Here is a 15,713-nt window from a genome sequence, read left to right on the forward strand (position 1 = left end):
TTAGCGGCGCGCCAGGTGAGCGGATGTCAGTTGAGCATTGCGATAACCGATAATGCCGTCCTGCCTGCCGTTGTCATCGATGGAGTCCAACGCGTGGCTCACATGAGGCCGCTTGACGATTTCTCGGGCAAGCAACGTCATGTTGTCCTCTGCCCAGTTGCCAGACAGCTGACGCCCCGCAATGTTGTAGATCTGCTCAACGTCGGCCACGCCATTTTCCGGTTTGCCAAACGCCTTGTAGTTATTGCCAAAAGCCAGCGCCACGCTGGAGTCGGACATCAGGTCATAAATATTTATAGGCGACGCATGGCACGGGTCGGGACGGCAAGGTTGAGGGTGTGGAGGTGGGCAGCCAGGCGTGGACTTGGACAACTTTTCGGCGGCCAACTTCGGATTCCACCGGCCAATACGGCCATCTCGTGGTGCATTGTTTCGATGGTCCACCGTATCCAGCTCGTTCATTACGTGGTCGCGCTCGACTACCTGCCTGGCCAGCATCGTCAGGTTGTCCTGCTGGGGATTTCCTGTCAGTTGGCGCTGCGCGACTTCACGAATTTTCCCCGACGTTGCATAGGACGTACCCGAGGGCCTGAACGCATCGAAATTTTTATCAAGCGCCAACGCCAAGTCAGAATCCGACAGCCGTTTATAGGGATCCGCAGGGGGACGCTGGGCATGCAGGACCTGACTGTTGAGTTGCGCGCTATGAGCATTAGACGTGAAGTGACGGTGGATTTCTGCCATGAGTTTGTTTTCCTGGATTGTTCGACATTCCCGCTCTGCACTCCTTCAAGAAAACGCAGAGGCAGAGGGCTGTCACTCTGTGGCGACTAACTTTGGATCGGTTCCAGAGACTTACGCTCGACCTAAATCAACCGCGCCGCCACCAACCAATCCGCCACCGCCTGAAACGAAGCATCCGGCACCGGGTCCCCCGGTACTGTCTTCCTGGCAATTGCCTCCGCCAGGTTTTTGTCTGGCGCCTGCGGTATGCCCAGGTCGAACGCCTCCTGCAACATCCCCAACGCCTCCTCCGGCGAAGCCCGGCACACCACCACCGGCACCGGCGTTTCCCCACGCACATAGCGCACACCGATTACCCAGCCGTCGGTGGTGCCGATCATCATCGAAGCCCGGCCCAGCCCCAGCTTGGTGGCCAGCGCCTGCATCTCCTGGCGCTGGCGCCGCCGCTCGCTCTTGATCAGCGGGTCGCCATCGATATCCTTGCGCTCACGCTTGGTCTCGCTGCGGGTCATTTTCATGTCGCGGCCAAACAGCCAGCGTTGCATCAACACGTCTACCCCGCCCACCAGGATGAAGGCCGCCAGTACAGTAAACACCAGCGGCTTGAGCACCAGGAAAAACGTCGACTCGATACACCCCGCGCCACACCGCGACGACTCCATCAACGCCTGCAACGCGTGCCGCCCCACCACGTAGAACGCTACGGCCAGCACATGCACCTTGATCAGGCCCTTGATGAACTCCACAAAGTTGCGCAAGGCGAACAGCTTCTTGAAGCCTTCCGCCGGGTTGATGCGCTTGAACTCCGGCTTGATAGGCTCCACGGAAAACACAATGCCGCGCATGGTGATGATATTGGTCAGGATTACCACCCCGGTGGTCACCGCCATCACCGGCAAAGTGATGCCGATCACCAGTTGCTCGGCGTGGTCCAGCACCCGTGGCCACACCGTGGCGAAGGGTTCGATGTAGATCTGCGCGGTCAGGTCGATCAGCGCGGTGACCTGGGCCTGGGCCCGTGGCGCGAGGATTGAGATGCACAGGGTGCAAAACAGGATGACCATGCCCGAGACCAGGTCCTGGCTCTTGGCGACCTGGCCTTTCTTGCGCGCGTCCTTGAGCTTTTTGTCCGTGGCCGGCTGGGATTTTTCTTCGCTGGTATCACCCATGCCCTACTCCATGCCCGCCAGGGTTTTCAGCAGTTCCACGGTGCCGCGAAACTCAGCCAACTGGTCCAGCATCAAAGGAATCAGGAAGCCGATGTAGATCACCATCAGGATCGAGAAAAACAGGTTTTTCACCGGCAGCGACAGGTCGAAAATATGCAGGTTCGGCGCCATGCGCGACAGGTACGCGAGCATCAGGTCGGTGACCAGCAGCGAGATGATCAGCGGCGAGACCATCAGCACCCCGACGCGCATGATCTGGTCAAGGATCGACAGCACCGCCAGCAACGCGGAGCTGGCAAATACCGGGGTGAACGCGGTGACCGGCCACAATTGGTAGCTGTGGTAATAGCCGTCGACCATCAGGATAAAACCGCCGGACATGAAGAACAGCGTTATCAGCATCACCGTCAGCAACGTGGACATCACACTTGATTCCCCGGTGGACAACGGGTCCACCAGTTGCGCCATGGTCGAGCCGCGCTGCAGGTCGATCAACTCCCCCGCCACTTCCGCCGCCCAGAACGGTATGCCGAACAACAGGCCGATCAGGATGCCGATCAGGAATTCCTTGATCAGCAACCCGGCGATAAACAGGCTGCCGTGGTTGGGCATCGAGGTCATGGCGTCGAACACCGGCATGAACATCGGGATCGAAATCGCCACGGCGACGCAGCCGCGAATCATCCCGGTGAGCCCGAGGCGGTTGAACGCCGGGGTGATCACTACCACGCCCATGGCCCGGCAGGCCGCCAGCGAAGCCGAGCTGATCACCGGGTAGGCGACTTCGAGAAACTGTGCGGTAAGGCTGGCATCCATGGGCGGTCAGCGCGTCCACAACGGGAAGTTATCCAGCACCTGGCTGCCGAGTTCCGTCACTTGCCCGGCCAGCACCGGCCCCAGGAATACGATGGTCAGCAGCACCGCCACCAGCTTCACTACCTGGGGCAAGGTCTGGTCCTGGATCTGGGTCAGCGCCTGGAACAGGCCCACACTCAAGCCGACGATAATCGCCACCCCGAGCGCTGGCGCGGAGAGCATCAGCACGGTCATCAGTGCCTGTTTCATCAATGACAGGAAAACGTCCTGGCCCATGGGTCGTGCCTCAGCCGTAACTCAGAATCAAACCGTGCATCAGGCGCGACCAGCCGCTCAATGACACGAACAGGAAGATTTTCAGCGGGATCGAAATCAGGTTCGGCGAGACCATCGACATGCCCATCGCCATCAGCACGTTGGACACCAGCAAGTCCACCACCAGGAACGGGATATACAGCAGGAACCCGATCTCGAAGGCCCGGGTCAGCTCCGAGCTGACGAACGCCGGGATCAGCACCACCAGGTCGTCATCCCGCAGGTCGGCACGGGCTTCCGGCGACCAGATGGTCTCGGTGGCCTGCACGAAAAAGCCGCGCTCGGATTCATTGGCAAACCGCGCCAGGTGCGCCTGTAACGGCGGGCGCAAGGCGTCGCCAAGGTCCTTGAGTTGCTCGACGTGTTCGATGTTCAGGTCGCGCCCTTCCACCTGGCGGTACATGTCGCCAATCAACGGCGTAGTGACGTACACCGAGAGAATCAGCGCGATGCCGTACAGCACCAGGTTCGGCGGCGTTTGCTGCACGCCCAGGGCGTTGCGGATCAGGAACAGCACCACCGAGATTTTCATGAAGCCGGTAAGGGTCACCACCGCCAACGGGATCAACCCGATGGTGGCAACCACCAGGATGATCTCGATCAGGTTCGGCTGATAACCGGTCATGGGGTGGCGAAACTCAGCAGGCGCACACCCAGGCCGTCACCGATTTTCACCAGTTGGCCCTGGCCGACGCGGCGGCCGTTGACCATCAGGTCCACGCCATCCACCGTCGGCGTATTCAGTTGCAGCAGGCTGCCCGTGCCCAACGCCCGCAGTTGCGCCAGGGTCAGTTCCAGGCTGCCGACCTGGCACACCAGCTTGAGGGGCAAATCGTCCAGGGCCGCGGCGGCATCGACATCAGTCATTGTGTTCTCCATGTCCAAAAGGGGCGATTTCAAAGGTTCCTGTAGCTGCAGCGATGAGCCGTCACGCCGGCAGCGGGCTTGCAGGCGGCCCTCAAGGTCCAGCAGCAGTCCGCTGCCGGCTTCGAGCATCAGCACATCGCCGGGCTGCAGGCTGCGCAACTCACCGAGGCTCAGCCATTGCTGCCCGGTGAGCACCGAGAGTGTCTGGCGCAGCGCGGGTAACAGGTCGGCTTGGACCTGGCCGTGTTGCTCCAGCAACTGCGCCACCAGGAACGCAGCGCTTTCGCTCAGGTCGAGCTGGGCGGCCATTGGCGGGGTGTTGCCGAAGGTCAATGTCAGCGCCAGGTGCACGGGGTAAGACCGCGCCTCGTCACTGGCTTCGAGCAACTGCACGGGGTGGCCGAGCAACGGCTCCAGGCGCTCGATCAGGTCCAGTACAGCCAACTCCAGCAACAGCGAGCGCGGCAATGACGGCAGCACCTGCGCGTCGAACTGCAACGCCAGCGGCACCAGTACTTGCTCCACAGCGGCGGCGGACAGACGCAGGCGCACCGGCGACTGGCCGAGCAACAGCTGCACATCCCGAGGCGATTTCAGCGGCTGGGGATCGGCGGCCCAGGCGACGCTCAAGTCCTGCCCGGCACAACGGCCCTGCCACGCATGGCGCCGGCGGTGCAGCTGGTTATGCACGGTGAGCAGCGCCGGGTCGTGGTGTTCGAGCCAGGGGCCCAACGGGTCGGCAAGGGCGACGATCATGTGCCGAGCCCTTGTTCTTCACGCAACTCACCGGCGACCCGCTCGCAGCTTTCACGCCCGTCCAACAGGCTTTGCCAGGCATCGGACTGGCGCTGGCGGCTCAGGCGTTCCTGGCGAAACAGCTCACGCTCGCGCTCCTGGGTTTGCAGGGTGCTGGACACGTGGGTGACGTCGCCCTCAAGCAAGCGCTCATCGTCGGACAAGCCCCGCAGGCGATCCTGGGCGGCCTGCCAACTGGCCACCGACAAGCCCTCTGTGAGTGAGGCGTAAATCTCGCCGGCCTCACGGGCAACGGCTTCGCGGTGCAGGCGCAATTGCTCCTTGGCATCAGTCAGGGCGCCGTGGGTTTGCGCGCAGCGTTGCTGCTGCGCCGCCAACTGGCTGGCCGCCCGTTGTTCCCGCAGCACCCGCAGGGTTTGCAGAGTGCGCAGTTGTTCAGTCTTCATCGGTTCTTTTCTCCATCGTCATACCAACAGCGCACTCACTGAGTGCATGAAGATTGAATGTGGGAGCTGTCGAGCTACGGCGAGGCTGCGATAGCGATGTCGGCAGTGCTGACGCCATCGCAGCCTCGCTGAAGCTCGACAGCTCCCACACTGGATCTTGCTGCGCTTTCGGGCTCATGCCAGCACCTGGCGCATGCGGGTCAAGGTGTGTTCGGGGCTGCTGGGTTCGTCGGCGTTCTGGCGCAGGAAGGCTTCGATCGCGGCATGGCGGGCGATCGCTTCGTCGGCCAGGGGGTCGCTGCCGGCGGAGTACTCGCCGACGCGGATCAGCATTTCGATTTCGCCGTATCGCGCCATCAATTCACGGATGCGCATTGCCAGGCGTTTGTGTTCGTCACCCGCCACCTGCTCCATCAACCGGCTGCGACTGCGCAGCACGTCCACCGCCGGGAAGTAGTTGCGCTGAGCCAGTTCGGCGCTGAGGGCGATGTGCCCGTCGAGGATCGAACGTGCTTCCTCAGCCACCGGATCGCTGGCGGCGTCGCCTTCGGTGAGCACGGTGTACAACGCAGTGATGCTGCCGGTGGGCCCCGGCCCGGCGCGCTCCAGCAACTTGGGCAAGGTGGCAAAAAACGACGGCGGATAACCGCGACGTGTCGGTGGCTCACCCACGGCCAGGCCGATCTCGCGCTGGGCCCGGGCGAACCGTGTGAGGCTGTCCATCAGCAGCAGTACGTTACGGCCCTGGTCGCGGTGGTACTCGGCCAGGGTGGTGGCGACAAACGCCGCACGTACCCGCTCGGCCGCCGGGCGATCCGAGGTGGCAACCACCGCGACGGTACGCGCGCGGGCCTGGGCGTCCAGTTGCACGTCCAGCAGTTCGCGCACTTCCCTGCCCCGCTCGCCAATGAGGCCGATGACAATCACATCGGCTTCACTGTTACGGATGATGCTCGCCAACAATGAGGACTTGCCCACCCCGGGCTCGCCAAAGATGCCCATGCGCTGGCCTTGTGCAAGGGTCAGCAAACCATCGATGGAGCGAATGCCCAACGCCATGGAGCGTACGATCAGTTGCCGTGAGAACGGTGCCGGAGGCTCGGCATGCAAGGGATAGGTCTGCAAGTTCAGGGTCGGCGATACACCATCACCGTCGAGAAACTCGCCCATGGGACTGATCACTCGTCCGAGTTGCGCATCGCCTACCGCCACACCGAGGCTTTCGCCGGTGGCGATGATTTGCGTGCGGGTCGACAGGCCTTCCATGGAGCCGATGGGCGACAGGATCGCTTCATCACCATCAAAACCAATCACCTCGGCGCTGAGGCTGCGGCCACTGACCGGATCGCGCAAATGACACAGCTCGCCGATGCTCGCCCCCGCCACGCTGGCCCGCAGCAACACCCCGCGAATACTCAGCACCGTGCCTTGCATCGGACGCAAGCGGGCCAGGGACAGGCGCTCGGTCAGGCGCGGCAGCAGTTGATTGAGGTTCATGCCACGCCCTCTTCGGCAAAGGGCAACAGGCTCCGGCGCAGGGATTGCAACTGCGCTTCCAGCCCCAACTCAACCGAGCCCGCCGGGCTGCTGAGGCGGGCCTGGCCAGCGCTCAGTTGCGCATCGGCCTCCACGGCGATGCCGTCCTTCAGCAACTGTTGGCGCAGGGCATTCACTTCGGCCGGTGGCACCCACAAGGTCAGCGCCTGGCCCTGACGAAACGCGCTCAACGCCTGGCGCGTGCAGCGCACCACGCGGTCGGTGTCGTCCAGCTCGCCGAGCACTTCACGCACGATGCCCAGGGCCAAATCCGCCAGCGATGCTTCAAGCCCGGCCAGGTATTGCTGAACCTGGGCCTGGGCTTCCAGCAGCAACTGCGCGACCTGTTCGGCGCCTTCGCGCCGCGCGCTTTCAAAGCCTTCGGCACGTGCGGTGTGCAGCCACTGGTCGCTGTCGGCCTTGATCTGCTCGGCGTGTTCCTTGGCGGCTTGCACGAAGGCGAAACCATCGGTCCACAACGCCGCTTCATCGGCGCGCAAAATCCGCGCAGCAGGACGGCTGGGTAATTCACTCATGGGCAAGCTCCTCGGCGAGTAACCGGGCGGCGACGGTCTGGACAATTTCCAGGTCGCGGGGCAAGCGCCCGCTATAGCCTTTGGGTGCGACAAAACGCAGGGGCAGCCAGCCCTGCAACTCGGCGGGCTGGGCCTGCAGCCAGGCGGCGACACAGGTGAGGCCATCGCGGTCGATGGCGTCGATCAACTCGGCGGGCTCGCGCAGCAGGTCGGCCGCGCCGCCCAACTGCCGGTTCGCCAGGGCCAGGGCAAAGGCTTCCTGACCGAGGCCTTCGCGCAGCTCGTTGACTACCTCGCGGCGGATCTCCCGGCTCAAGGTCGAGGCATGCCAGATCGCACCACACAGCCTGGGCAGGCGTTCAAATTGCGCCGGGCTCAGCAGCAGTACCGGCAAATCAGCGGCCGGCGGCGTGACCAGATGCGCCAGCGGCGCCAACTGATAATGGCTGGCCAGCAACTGCTCCAGGCGCGACCGAAAACGTGGCTGCCCGTGCAAGGCTTGCAGCACCTCCGCCGGCAGGCCTTCGCCGAAACACTCACCGAGGCTTTGCTCGCGCACAAACTGCAACGGCTGGGCGATCAGGCCCTGCCAACGCTCAACCAGGCTCATTCACCCTCCTTGAGCACATACAACGCCTGGGACTGGCGCCGCGCCCACTGTTGCCGGGCCAGCACGCCGCACGCGCCGAGGGCGAGCAGCAGCAAACCGCCAAACAGCAACCGCGCCTGGTTCAGGTTGTCTTCCAACAGCCACAGGCCCAAGAAGCGCGCCAATCGCGGTTGCGCCGGGTTCTGGCTGATGGACACGGCGGCCTTGATCGCCGTCACCGAGACGCCGTCATAGCTCAGGCCGGAAATACCGTTGGCCACCAGGGTCTTGATCTGCGGGATCAGCGTATTGATATCGGTGCCCGGGTCGTAGCGCACCAGTACCGAGGCCGACGACGGCGAGATCACTCGCTTGAGCAGGTCATTGTCCGGCAGCACCACATGCACTCGCGCCGAGACGATGCCGTCGATCTGCGACACCGAGTGGGACAGCTCTTCGCTCAAGGCGTAGATCATCTGCGCCCGCTCCTGCACCGGCGACGACACCAGGCCGTTGCCCTTGAACACCTCGCCCATGTTGGAAAAGCTCTGCTGCGGCAGGCCGGCGTTGTCCAGCAGGGTCATGGCTTCGGCGAAGCGCTGTTCGTCGACCACCACTTTCAGCTGGCCGTTGTCCTGCACCTTGCGCGTCGCCGGGATGCCGTCGCGCAGCAGCACCGCGACCATGGCGTTGGCGTCGCGCTCGCTGAGGTTGGTGTAGAGGTCCATGTCGCAGGCCTGCAAGAGGCTGGCGAGCATGCCGATCAGCAGCAGGCGCAGGGCACGGTTTGGGCTTGGCATGGCGTTATTGACCCTTGAGCAGCGTGTTGGCGGAACCGGAAATCTGCGTCGCACCGCGCACCACCATCTGGGTTTCGATGGAGTAGTCGAACATCTTGCCCAGTGAATGGACGATCTGGTCGACCTGCTGCTCGGCGACTTTCTTGCCCGGTTCTGCAGTGGGCGAGGCGCCCGAGGTGCGGATATCTGCAGCGGCCACTGGCGGCGGCGCCGACGGGTTATTGGTGAGCAAATCGGCGCGCTCGGAAAAGGTCCGGGAGCGGTCGATAAAACTGTTCAGGCGCTCCATCAGGCCCGAGCCGATCTGATGGGGGCTGGCGCCCTCGGGCATGCCCTTGGCCGTATTGGCCATGTGCTCGAACAGATTCTGCGAGGCCCCGGCGGGCCCCGCGCCGGCGGACGGCGGCAAGGCCGTGGCGCTGGCAGCGAGACTGATGGTCATGGGTGCGCCCTACTCTTCGTCGTCATCGGACATGGCGTCATTCAGCATTTCCTGCGCCTTGGGCATGATGATGAATTGACCGCCGATGGTGACCGCCTGGGTGATCAGGGCATCGGTGAATTCGGCGTCGGTCATCTCCGGTTTGTCGGCGCTCTTGGCGTTATCCACCGCGGCGTTGAACTTGGCTTCAGGGCTGGCGCCACCGGGGGCGAGGTTGCTGTCTACGGCGGTTACGGACATGGTCATGCTCCTTTACTGGGGTTGGGGTGAATCAAGGGGTTTCAGTGCTCACCTGGGCACCGCGAAACACTCGCACGCCGTGCTCGCGCGCGACGACGGGCGCCGCGGCCTTGGGTTGCAGGTGATCCACATGCTGCTGAACCAGCGCCAGGTACGGCGGCGGCCCGGACACAAAGACTTCATCGCCCTCGGGACCATTGCGCATCGACAACTGCTGGCCGAACACATCGAGGTTGTTCAAATACGCCTGCAACTGGTCCAGGTTCAGGGCACTGGCCTTGAATAGCTTGGTGGTGATTTCGTCGCTGGCATTGAGGTACAACAGGTTGCCGTCGAAGTACCAGGTCAGGCCGTTGGTGCTGCACAGCGTCTGCAAAAACTCCCCGGCGGTGGCGGCGCGCACGGTGCTGCGGGCCTTGCCACGCACCTTGTCCGAGAGCACCAGCGGGATGTCGAGGTTGTGGCCGAACTCCTCGAGGGCGGCGCGCACGTCCTGATCCACCAGTACGTAGGCGTAGGGTTTGGCAAACCATTCGGGCTCTTCGTCGGCGTGGGCAATCGAGGCGCCAAACAGCACCGACAGACATAGGAGCGCCATGGAAAATATGCTTACATGACGTCCGCCTTCGCCCAACGAGTTGTGACGATGACCAAACACTTTTTGCTTGCCGGCAGCCTGTTGCTGGCCGCCTGTTCCAGTACTGCGCCGAGCGATACCGATCGCTCGGTGCAACTGGCCAACGACCTGAACAAACGCGGCGACTACGCCAGCGCGGCGGCGCTGTACGAACGTGCGGCCCAGCAACCGGGCGCCGGCATCGACCTGTGGCTCAAACTCGGCCAGGCGCGGCTCGACGGCAACGACGCGCCCGGTGCTGAACGCGCCTTCCAACAAGCCCTCGGCCTCCAAGCGCACAACGCCGACGCCTTGCTGGGACTGGGCACCGCGCAACTGCGCCTGGGCAAAACCCAACGCGCCGTGACGGCCCTGGGCCAAGCCGCAGAGGCCAACCAGTCGCCGGTCGCGTACACCCGACTGGGCATCGCCCAAGTGCTGAACGGCCAGGCGGTGGCGGCACAAACCGCCTTCGGTAAAAGCCTGAACCTGCAACCCGACGACCTCGACAGCCGCTGCAACCTGGCCCTGGCCTACGCCCTTGGCGGCCAGTCGCAACAGGCATTGGACACCATCGCCCCCGTCACCCAATCGCCCCGCGCGTTGCCACGGCATCAGCGAAATGAATTGTTGGTGCTGGTATTGGCGGGATACGAACAACGAGTGGCCGGTTTGCCGCTGGACGATATACCGGCGGCTGAGCGTCCACGCCTGATCACAGAAGCCAACCGCATCAAAGCCATCAGCGATCCGGTCGCGCAAGCGCGTGAATTGGGATTGGTGGACACGCACTAAACCCAACTGCTGTTGCTGTTGCTGTTGCCCTGCTTTTGATCTTGCTTTTGATCTATCAGGCCCCGTCAACCACGATGGCCGCAAGCAGGCACGGTGGAGCGGGTAAATCGGCAGGGAAGCCGATTTAGCCGCGCCGGGCCATGGATGGCCCGTCGCGGCGGCCTGCGGAGCCGGGCCGGAGTGCGGGCATGCCGAGCCTAGGCGAGGCACCGAGTGGTGGGGCAAAGACCTTTTGGTTACTTTTGGGGCGTTTGCCAAAAGTGACCCGCTGTAAGAGCGGAACCATAAGAAGCCGTTACCGCAGGAATGGATATGTACACGGTAAGCTTCAAGATCCCGGTCGCCTGCCAGACCGCTTTCGCGAGCAAGCCCGCTCCCACATTTGGGCAGTGGTGGGACAGACATATCTGCTGGGCCTGGAAAACCGCTATCGCAGGCAAGCCAGCTCCCACAGTTAGTCTGTGGTGTGACAGATGGATCTGCTGGACCTGGAATACCGCTATCGCAGGCAAGCCAGCTCCCACAGGGGGAATGCGTACGCACGGTCATTGCTCCGCTCCCGGAGCGCCCGCCTTGGCCTCTTGCTGAGCCTGACGCCGCTGCAACTGCTCCCGATCAAACCCCTCGATATACACCTGCGCCGCCCGCCCAACCGGCGCCGCCATCGCCGGCCCGGTGGCCCGCCCCTGATTCAAATCCTGCCGCTGCTCCACCATCTGCATCAAATTCAAATTGTTGGCACACCCCAACGGCAAGGTCGCCTTGAAATCCTCATCCAGCCCAATCTCATCCTTGGCCGGCGGCTGCTGGCACTGGCTCGGCAACCCATCCGCCTGATACTGCGGCGAGTAATACACCGGTGCCAAATGCGTCTTGCAGCCCACCACCAACAAGGGCAAACACATCAACAAACGCGAAACTTTCATGACATGCCCCCTCATCAATTCATGTAAAAACCGAACGCCCCACCACTGCGCGGCCCCGCCGCTGCGGCGGTTGCAGGCTGCGCATCCAGCGGCGTGGCCAACGTGCGGCTGCGCACCGGCTCCACCAGATACGGCGTGATCAAAATCACCAACTCGGTTTCGTTGCGCTGAAAACGCTTGGAGCGAAACAGGTTGCCCAGGATCGGCAAGTCCCCCAGCAACGGCAGCTTCTCGATGTCCTGGCTGCTCTCACGCTGGAACAAACCGGCAATCGCAAACGTCTGCCCGCTGCCCACTTCCACCCGCGTATCGGCGCGGCGCACGCTGAACGACGGCACATGGAAATTGCCGAAATCCACCGTCCCGCCACTCACCACACTGCTGACCTCCGGGCGCACTTGCAGAGCAATACGTCCGTTGGGCAGCAAGGTCGGGTTGAACAGCAGCGACACGCCGAACGACTTGTATTCAATGCCCACCAGATCCCGATTCACCGGCACCGGAATCGCCACTTCGCCGCCCGCCAGGAAGCTTGCGGTCTGCCCGGTCATCGCGGTGATATTCGGCTCGGCCAGGATTTGCAGAATCCCGTTGGCCTGCAACGCGTCGAGCATGCCGTCGATATTGGTGTTGCCCGAACCGCTGCCCGCCGCCGCCAAGCCACCTGCGGTCGCCGCTGCCAATGGCCCACCGGTGATCAGCCCGAAGGAAAACGTGCCGTTGCTGAACATGGCGTTCCAGTTCACGCCGTAGTGCAGCAGCTCCGAGCGGGACACTTCAGCGAACCGCACGCGCAAATTGACCTGGGCCGCACCGGCATATTCAGTGGTGTTGACCGCGCTCTGGAAACCCTGGCCCTGGGGGTTGAGCAAGGCATTCAAATCCGTCGCCTCGCCCACGCTGCGCACCGTGCCCTTGGCGATCAAGCGGTTGCCCGCGCCGCTGATCTGCGCGCCATTGCCGGGATGCAATTCCTGCATCGGCGCGGTCACTGCCTGGGTCGCGCTACTGACCGCCAGGCTCAGGCTGGCAAGCTGTTTGCCGTCGCTGCCCAGGGCAATCAGGCTGGTATTGCCCGGGGCCTTGCCGAAGATATAGATCACACCGGGCGACACCACTTGCAGGTCGGCAATCCCCGGTTCGGCCACCAGCACCGACTCCACCGGGGCCACAAAATGCAGGATCCGGCCTTCTCCGGAGGCCAGGCTGATGGAGCCTTGGGCGCCATTGGCAATGTCCTGGGCGCTGCACAAAAACGACGCCAACGTCAGCAACAACAGAGAAAAACGGATCATGAGGCAGACGCCAGGGAAGTGACGGAAGCCGCGGCAGGTGCACGGCGGTTGGAGATATCGGTGAGGCTGATGGTCACCAGCGCTTGCAGGTTGTATTCGGTGGCCAGTTCGCGAAACGACAGCACCGCCAGCTCCAGTTCACCGCGCAGCACCAAGCGACGCAGGCTGCGGCGCAATTCCGGATGCACCAGCAATACCGCGCTGTTGGCCTCGAGGGTTTTGTCGCAGGCCTGGCGCAGTTGGGCGAGCAAGGCGCGGTTGACCTCCTCCGGGATCACTTCGCGGCTCGGCTCCTGGCGCCGCAGGGACGCGCGCAGTTGGTCTTCCAACCCCGGCGCCAGTACCAAGGCGCCAATCACCCGATTGCGGTCGGCGTATTGATGGCTGATCTGCCGCGCCAACGCGGCGCGCAGGTGTTCGGCGAGGCGGCCGGCGTCGGTTTCCCGGGCGCCCCACTCCACCATGGCTTCGAGCAAGGCCCGTTGATTGCGGATCGACACGCCCTCTCCCACCAGCAGGCGCAGGGTCTCGGCCACCCGCTGCAACGGCACCAGGCGCAAGGCTTCCTTGACCAGTTCACCGTAGGTGGCTTCGGTGCGTTCAAGCAGCAGGCGGGTTTCCTGAATGCCAAGGAAATCCGCGGCATAGCGGCGCAGGCTGCGCTCCAGCACGCCGCGCAGCACCTCATCCGGTAGCAGGAAACCGATGCCGGCGGTGCGCAACGCGTCTTCGTGCTGGCGCTCGATCCAGTGTGCGGCGCGGCCATTGAGGGGCGAATCGGCTTGCAGGGTGGCGATGTCCAGCAGTTGCACGTGCACCGGATCGTCCTGCAACAACAGGCAGTTGATCGGCATCTCGCCTTCGCTGACCGGCACGCCTTCCAGGGACACGCGGAAGCTGCCCGGCGTGGCCTTGGCGTCCACGTGAATGCCCGGCACCGGCATATCGACGCCGAGGTCGCTGCGAATGTCGTGACACAGCGCTTCGATGCGCTGGCTCAACAGCTGGCGCGGTGCGCTGAGGGCCAAGGCGCTGCCGAGGGTCAGCAGCACCCGCGTGTCGGGGGCCACGCCATAATCCTGCTCGGCCTGCACTTCCACCTCCGGTTCCAGGGTCTCGATCAGCGCCTCGGGTTCCACCTGATTTTCACGGGTATGGCGGCGGTACATCACGAACGCCGCGCCACCAAATACCAGTGACAAACCCAGGAATACCCAGGTCGGAAAGCCCGGGATCACGCTGACGCCGACCATGATCAATGCGGTCAGGCCGAGGGCCCGGTAGCTGGCGCCCAACTGCTTGAGAATCTCGCTGCCGAGGTCACCCGCCTCGCCGTCGCTGTTGACCCGCGTCACCACGGTGCCCGCCGCGACGGAGATCAGCAGCGCCGGGATCTGTGCGATCAAGCCGTCGCCCACGGTCAGCAGCGAATAGGTGTGCACCGCCGCGCCGAACGCCATGTCGCGCTCGATCATGCCGATCAGCATGCCGCCCAGCAGGTTGACCGCGAGGATCACCAACCCGGCAATCGCGTCGCCCTTGACGAACTTCATCGCCCCGTCCATCGCGCCGAACATCTGGCTCTCGCGCTCCAGGCGTGAGCGCCGGCGACGGGCTTCGGCCTGGTCGATATCGCCGTTGCGCAGGTCGTTGTCGATGCTCATCTGTTTGCCGGGCATCGCGTCCAGGGTGAAGCGCGCCGCCACTTCGGCAACCCGCTCGGCGCCCTTGGTGATCACCACGAACTGGGCCACGGTGATGATCAGGAACACCACCATGCCCACCACCACCTGGCCGGCAATCACGAAGTCGCCGAAGGCCTTGACGATGTGGCCGGCGTCGCCGTGCAGCAGAATCAAGCGGGTGGTGGTGATGGACAGCGACAGGCGAAACAGAGTGCTGAGCAGAATCAGCGGCGGCAGCGCCGAGAATTCCACCGAGTGGCCGATGTAGAAGGCGACGATCAGGATCAGGATGCTCAGGGCGATGTTCAGGCCGATCAGCATGTCCACCAGGTAGGTGGGCAACGGGATGATCATCATCACAATCGCCATCAGCATGAACGCGACGATGATCACGTCGGTACGCTGGGCGGCCATGCGTGCGATGCCGTTCAGGCGGTTGAGCAGGTTCATGGCGCCACTCTCCGTGCAGCCAGGTAGCGTTTGAAGCACTGGCGCGCTTCGTCCTTGCGTTCGCCGTACCACAGCGCCCGAGCGCGCAGCAGCAACAGGCTGGCGGACTCGCCTTCCAGCGCCACCAGGCGGTCCAAGGCCGTGAGTGCGCGGGTAAAGTCGCCGCTGTCGGTGAACGCCAGCACCAGCGAGCGCAGCAGCAGGCCGTCGTCGGGCGCCACGCTCACGGCAATCAGCAACATCACCAGCGCACGCTGAGACTGGCCGTTGCGCCGGTAGAGCTCGCCAATGCCCTTGAGCAATTGCACCGCGTCATCGTTATCCCGGGACATCAGGCCTGGACCTCCGAGCGTTGTTGTTCGAGGGTGCGGCGCATGTCGATTTCCTCGCTGATCAGGTCATGGGCCAGCGCCTTGATCTGCGGCTCGGCGTCGAGGTTCGGCAACAGGTGCTGCATCACGTGATCCAGCAACTCCAGGGAACGTGCGCTGCCGAACAGCAGCGAGTCGACGCCGGCGGCGCTGGTGAGTTCTTCCAGGTCACTGCGCAGGGAGCGGCGGGACTGGACCTTGCGGGTTTTCAGCACGGCCTCGAAGGCGGTGGCCTGGCGCGAATTGACCGGGCGGATCGCCTCGACCGGCGCGCTGCGCACATCACTGGGAATCAACGGACGGGGTTCGACTTTCATCC

General features: G+C 63.6%; 20 protein-coding genes. 1 reads left to right on the forward strand and 19 read right to left on the reverse strand.

The genetic code is table 11. The features are described 5' to 3' along the window. The 14 genes from HBJ59_RS19480 to HBJ59_RS19545 all read right to left on the reverse strand — a co-directional run bounded on the left by HBJ59_RS19480 (window position 1) and on the right by HBJ59_RS19545 (window position 9,854). Complete coding sequence (locus HBJ59_RS19480) at window positions 1-744, reverse strand: hypothetical protein (protein ID WP_167664482.1); 744 nt, start codon at window positions 742-744, stop codon at window positions 1-3. A 122-nt stretch (window positions 745-866) separates the two neighbouring features. Continuing rightward, window positions 867-1,913, reverse strand: coding sequence for an EscU/YscU/HrcU family type III secretion system export apparatus switch protein (locus tag HBJ59_RS19485; RefSeq protein WP_167664483.1), 1,047 nt, complete (start codon window positions 1,911-1,913; stop codon window positions 867-869). Between the two features lie 3 nt (window positions 1,914-1,916). Then, window positions 1,917-2,729, reverse strand: a complete 813-nt coding sequence (gene sctT / locus HBJ59_RS19490; protein WP_003208312.1) for a type III secretion system export apparatus subunit SctT — start codon at window positions 2,727-2,729, stop codon at window positions 1,917-1,919. 6 nt (window positions 2,730-2,735) lie between these two features. Continuing rightward, a complete protein-coding gene (sctS, locus tag HBJ59_RS19495) occupies window positions 2,736-3,005 on the reverse strand; it encodes a type III secretion system export apparatus subunit SctS (protein WP_167664484.1) in 270 nt (89 codons plus the stop codon). Window positions 3,006-3,015: 10 nt separating this feature from the next. Further along, on the reverse strand, window positions 3,016-3,669 hold the full coding sequence (sctR, locus tag HBJ59_RS19500; protein WP_003208316.1) for a type III secretion system export apparatus subunit SctR: 654 nt from the start codon (window positions 3,667-3,669) through the stop codon (window positions 3,016-3,018). After that, on the reverse strand, window positions 3,666-4,667 hold the full coding sequence (gene sctQ, locus HBJ59_RS19505) for a type III secretion system cytoplasmic ring protein SctQ (protein ID WP_167664485.1): 1,002 nt from the start codon (window positions 4,665-4,667) through the stop codon (window positions 3,666-3,668). Before sctQ ends, sctR begins: the two co-directional genes overlap by 4 nt. Next, window positions 4,664-5,113, reverse strand: a complete 450-nt coding sequence (locus tag HBJ59_RS19510; RefSeq protein ID WP_076014143.1) for a hypothetical protein — start codon at window positions 5,111-5,113, stop codon at window positions 4,664-4,666. Before HBJ59_RS19510 ends, sctQ begins: the two co-directional genes overlap by 4 nt. Window positions 5,114-5,287: 174 nt before the next feature. Beyond that, window positions 5,288-6,610 carry a FliI/YscN family ATPase gene (locus tag HBJ59_RS19515; RefSeq protein WP_167664486.1) on the reverse strand — a complete coding sequence of 441 codons (1,323 nt, stop codon included), beginning with the start codon at window positions 6,608-6,610 and terminating at the stop codon, window positions 5,288-5,290. Beyond that, window positions 6,607-7,185, reverse strand: a complete 579-nt coding sequence (locus tag HBJ59_RS19520; protein ID WP_076014145.1) for a FliH/SctL family protein — start codon at window positions 7,183-7,185, stop codon at window positions 6,607-6,609. The genes HBJ59_RS19515 and HBJ59_RS19520 overlap by 4 nt, the downstream gene beginning before the upstream one ends. Beyond that, window positions 7,178-7,795: a type III secretion protein gene (locus HBJ59_RS19525; RefSeq protein WP_076014146.1), complete on the reverse strand. Its 618-nt coding sequence runs from the start codon at window positions 7,793-7,795 to the stop codon at window positions 7,178-7,180. Before HBJ59_RS19525 ends, HBJ59_RS19520 begins: the two co-directional genes overlap by 8 nt. After that, the gene (gene sctJ / locus HBJ59_RS19530) at window positions 7,792-8,574 is read right to left on the reverse strand and encodes a type III secretion system inner membrane ring lipoprotein SctJ (protein ID WP_076014147.1); all 783 of its coding nucleotides are present in this window, start codon (window positions 8,572-8,574) and stop codon (window positions 7,792-7,794) included. The genes HBJ59_RS19525 and sctJ overlap by 4 nt, the downstream gene beginning before the upstream one ends. Before the next feature lie 4 nt (window positions 8,575-8,578). Then, window positions 8,579-9,016 (reverse strand): hypothetical protein, encoded by a 438-nt coding sequence (locus tag HBJ59_RS19535; RefSeq protein WP_167664487.1) that lies wholly within the window; start codon window positions 9,014-9,016, stop codon window positions 8,579-8,581. Window positions 9,017-9,025: 9 nt separating this feature from the next. Next, on the reverse strand, window positions 9,026-9,256 hold the full coding sequence (locus HBJ59_RS19540) for a hypothetical protein (protein WP_003208330.1): 231 nt from the start codon (window positions 9,254-9,256) through the stop codon (window positions 9,026-9,028). 31 nt (window positions 9,257-9,287) lie between these two features. Next, a complete protein-coding gene (locus HBJ59_RS19545) occupies window positions 9,288-9,854 on the reverse strand; it encodes a type III secretion protein (RefSeq protein WP_076014149.1) in 567 nt (188 codons plus the stop codon). Window positions 9,855-9,902: 48 nt separating this feature from the next. Here HBJ59_RS19545 and HBJ59_RS19550 point away from each other — a divergent pair, with 48 nt between their 5' ends. Beyond that, a complete protein-coding gene (locus HBJ59_RS19550) occupies window positions 9,903-10,667 on the forward strand; it encodes a tetratricopeptide repeat protein (protein ID WP_167664488.1) in 765 nt (254 codons plus the stop codon). Between the two features lie 545 nt (window positions 10,668-11,212). Here HBJ59_RS19550 and HBJ59_RS19555 read toward each other — a convergent pair. Genes HBJ59_RS19555 through HBJ59_RS19575 form a run of 5 tightly spaced genes read right to left on the reverse strand, consistent with a single transcriptional unit; the run spans window position 11,213 to window position 15,711 of the window. Beyond that, on the reverse strand, window positions 11,213-11,593 hold the full coding sequence (locus HBJ59_RS19555) for a hypothetical protein (protein WP_076014152.1): 381 nt from the start codon (window positions 11,591-11,593) through the stop codon (window positions 11,213-11,215). A 14-nt stretch (window positions 11,594-11,607) separates the two neighbouring features. Next, window positions 11,608-12,888: a type II and III secretion system protein family protein gene (locus HBJ59_RS19560; RefSeq protein WP_076014153.1), complete on the reverse strand. Its 1,281-nt coding sequence runs from the start codon at window positions 12,886-12,888 to the stop codon at window positions 11,608-11,610. Beyond that, window positions 12,885-15,023, reverse strand: a complete 2,139-nt coding sequence (gene sctV, locus HBJ59_RS19565; protein WP_167664489.1) for a type III secretion system export apparatus subunit SctV — start codon at window positions 15,021-15,023, stop codon at window positions 12,885-12,887. Before sctV ends, HBJ59_RS19560 begins: the two co-directional genes overlap by 4 nt. Continuing rightward, window positions 15,020-15,355 carry a lipopolysaccharide assembly protein LapB gene (locus HBJ59_RS19570; RefSeq protein ID WP_167664490.1) on the reverse strand — a complete coding sequence of 112 codons (336 nt, stop codon included), beginning with the start codon at window positions 15,353-15,355 and terminating at the stop codon, window positions 15,020-15,022. Before HBJ59_RS19570 ends, sctV begins: the two co-directional genes overlap by 4 nt. Further along, a complete protein-coding gene (locus HBJ59_RS19575) occupies window positions 15,355-15,711 on the reverse strand; it encodes a hypothetical protein (RefSeq protein WP_167664491.1) in 357 nt (118 codons plus the stop codon). Before HBJ59_RS19575 ends, HBJ59_RS19570 begins: the two co-directional genes overlap by 1 nt. Window positions 15,712-15,713: the final 2 nt, after the last annotated feature.

It is taken from the genome of Pseudomonas sp. AN3A02 (assembly GCF_011765255.1).
Taxonomy (GTDB): domain Bacteria; phylum Pseudomonadota; class Gammaproteobacteria; order Pseudomonadales; family Pseudomonadaceae; genus Aquipseudomonas.

Bases quoted from the DNA above. Each gene is read 5' to 3' on its own strand.
- HBJ59_RS19550 (WP_167664488.1), top strand. From the start codon at position 9,903: ATGACCAAACACTTTTTGCTTGCCGGCAGCCTGTTGCTGGCCGCCTGT.
- HBJ59_RS19560 (WP_076014153.1), bottom strand. From the start codon at position 12,888: ATGATCCGTTTTTCTCTGTTGTTGCTGACGTTGGCGTCGTTTTTGTGC.
- HBJ59_RS19540 (WP_003208330.1), bottom strand. From the start codon at position 9,256: ATGTCCGTAACCGCCGTAGACAGCAACCTCGCCCCCGGTGGCGCCAGC.
- sctV (WP_167664489.1), bottom strand. From the start codon at position 15,023: ATGAACCTGCTCAACCGCCTGAACGGCATCGCACGCATGGCCGCCCAG.
- HBJ59_RS19555 (WP_076014152.1), bottom strand. From the start codon at position 11,593: ATGAAAGTTTCGCGTTTGTTGATGTGTTTGCCCTTGTTGGTGGTGGGC.
- HBJ59_RS19510 (WP_076014143.1), bottom strand. From the start codon at position 5,113: ATGAAGACTGAACAACTGCGCACTCTGCAAACCCTGCGGGTGCTGCGG.
- sctQ (WP_167664485.1), bottom strand. From the start codon at position 4,667: ATGATCGTCGCCCTTGCCGACCCGTTGGGCCCCTGGCTCGAACACCAC.
- HBJ59_RS19480 (WP_167664482.1), bottom strand. From the start codon at position 744: ATGGCAGAAATCCACCGTCACTTCACGTCTAATGCTCATAGCGCGCAA.
- HBJ59_RS19515 (WP_167664486.1), bottom strand. From the start codon at position 6,610: ATGAACCTCAATCAACTGCTGCCGCGCCTGACCGAGCGCCTGTCCCTG.
- HBJ59_RS19535 (WP_167664487.1), bottom strand. From the start codon at position 9,016: ATGACCATCAGTCTCGCTGCCAGCGCCACGGCCTTGCCGCCGTCCGCC.
- sctS (WP_167664484.1), bottom strand. From the start codon at position 3,005: ATGGGCCAGGACGTTTTCCTGTCATTGATGAAACAGGCACTGATGACC.
- HBJ59_RS19485 (WP_167664483.1), bottom strand. From the start codon at position 1,913: ATGGGTGATACCAGCGAAGAAAAATCCCAGCCGGCCACGGACAAAAAG.
- sctJ (WP_076014147.1), bottom strand. From the start codon at position 8,574: ATGCCAAGCCCAAACCGTGCCCTGCGCCTGCTGCTGATCGGCATGCTC.
- sctT (WP_003208312.1), bottom strand. From the start codon at position 2,729: ATGGATGCCAGCCTTACCGCACAGTTTCTCGAAGTCGCCTACCCGGTG.
- sctR (WP_003208316.1), bottom strand. From the start codon at position 3,669: ATGACCGGTTATCAGCCGAACCTGATCGAGATCATCCTGGTGGTTGCC.
- HBJ59_RS19545 (WP_076014149.1), bottom strand. From the start codon at position 9,854: ATGGCGCTCCTATGTCTGTCGGTGCTGTTTGGCGCCTCGATTGCCCAC.
- HBJ59_RS19570 (WP_167664490.1), bottom strand. From the start codon at position 15,355: ATGTCCCGGGATAACGATGACGCGGTGCAATTGCTCAAGGGCATTGGC.
- HBJ59_RS19520 (WP_076014145.1), bottom strand. From the start codon at position 7,185: ATGAGTGAATTACCCAGCCGTCCTGCTGCGCGGATTTTGCGCGCCGAT.
- HBJ59_RS19525 (WP_076014146.1), bottom strand. From the start codon at position 7,795: ATGAGCCTGGTTGAGCGTTGGCAGGGCCTGATCGCCCAGCCGTTGCAG.
- HBJ59_RS19575 (WP_167664491.1), bottom strand. From the start codon at position 15,711: ATGAAAGTCGAACCCCGTCCGTTGATTCCCAGTGATGTGCGCAGCGCG.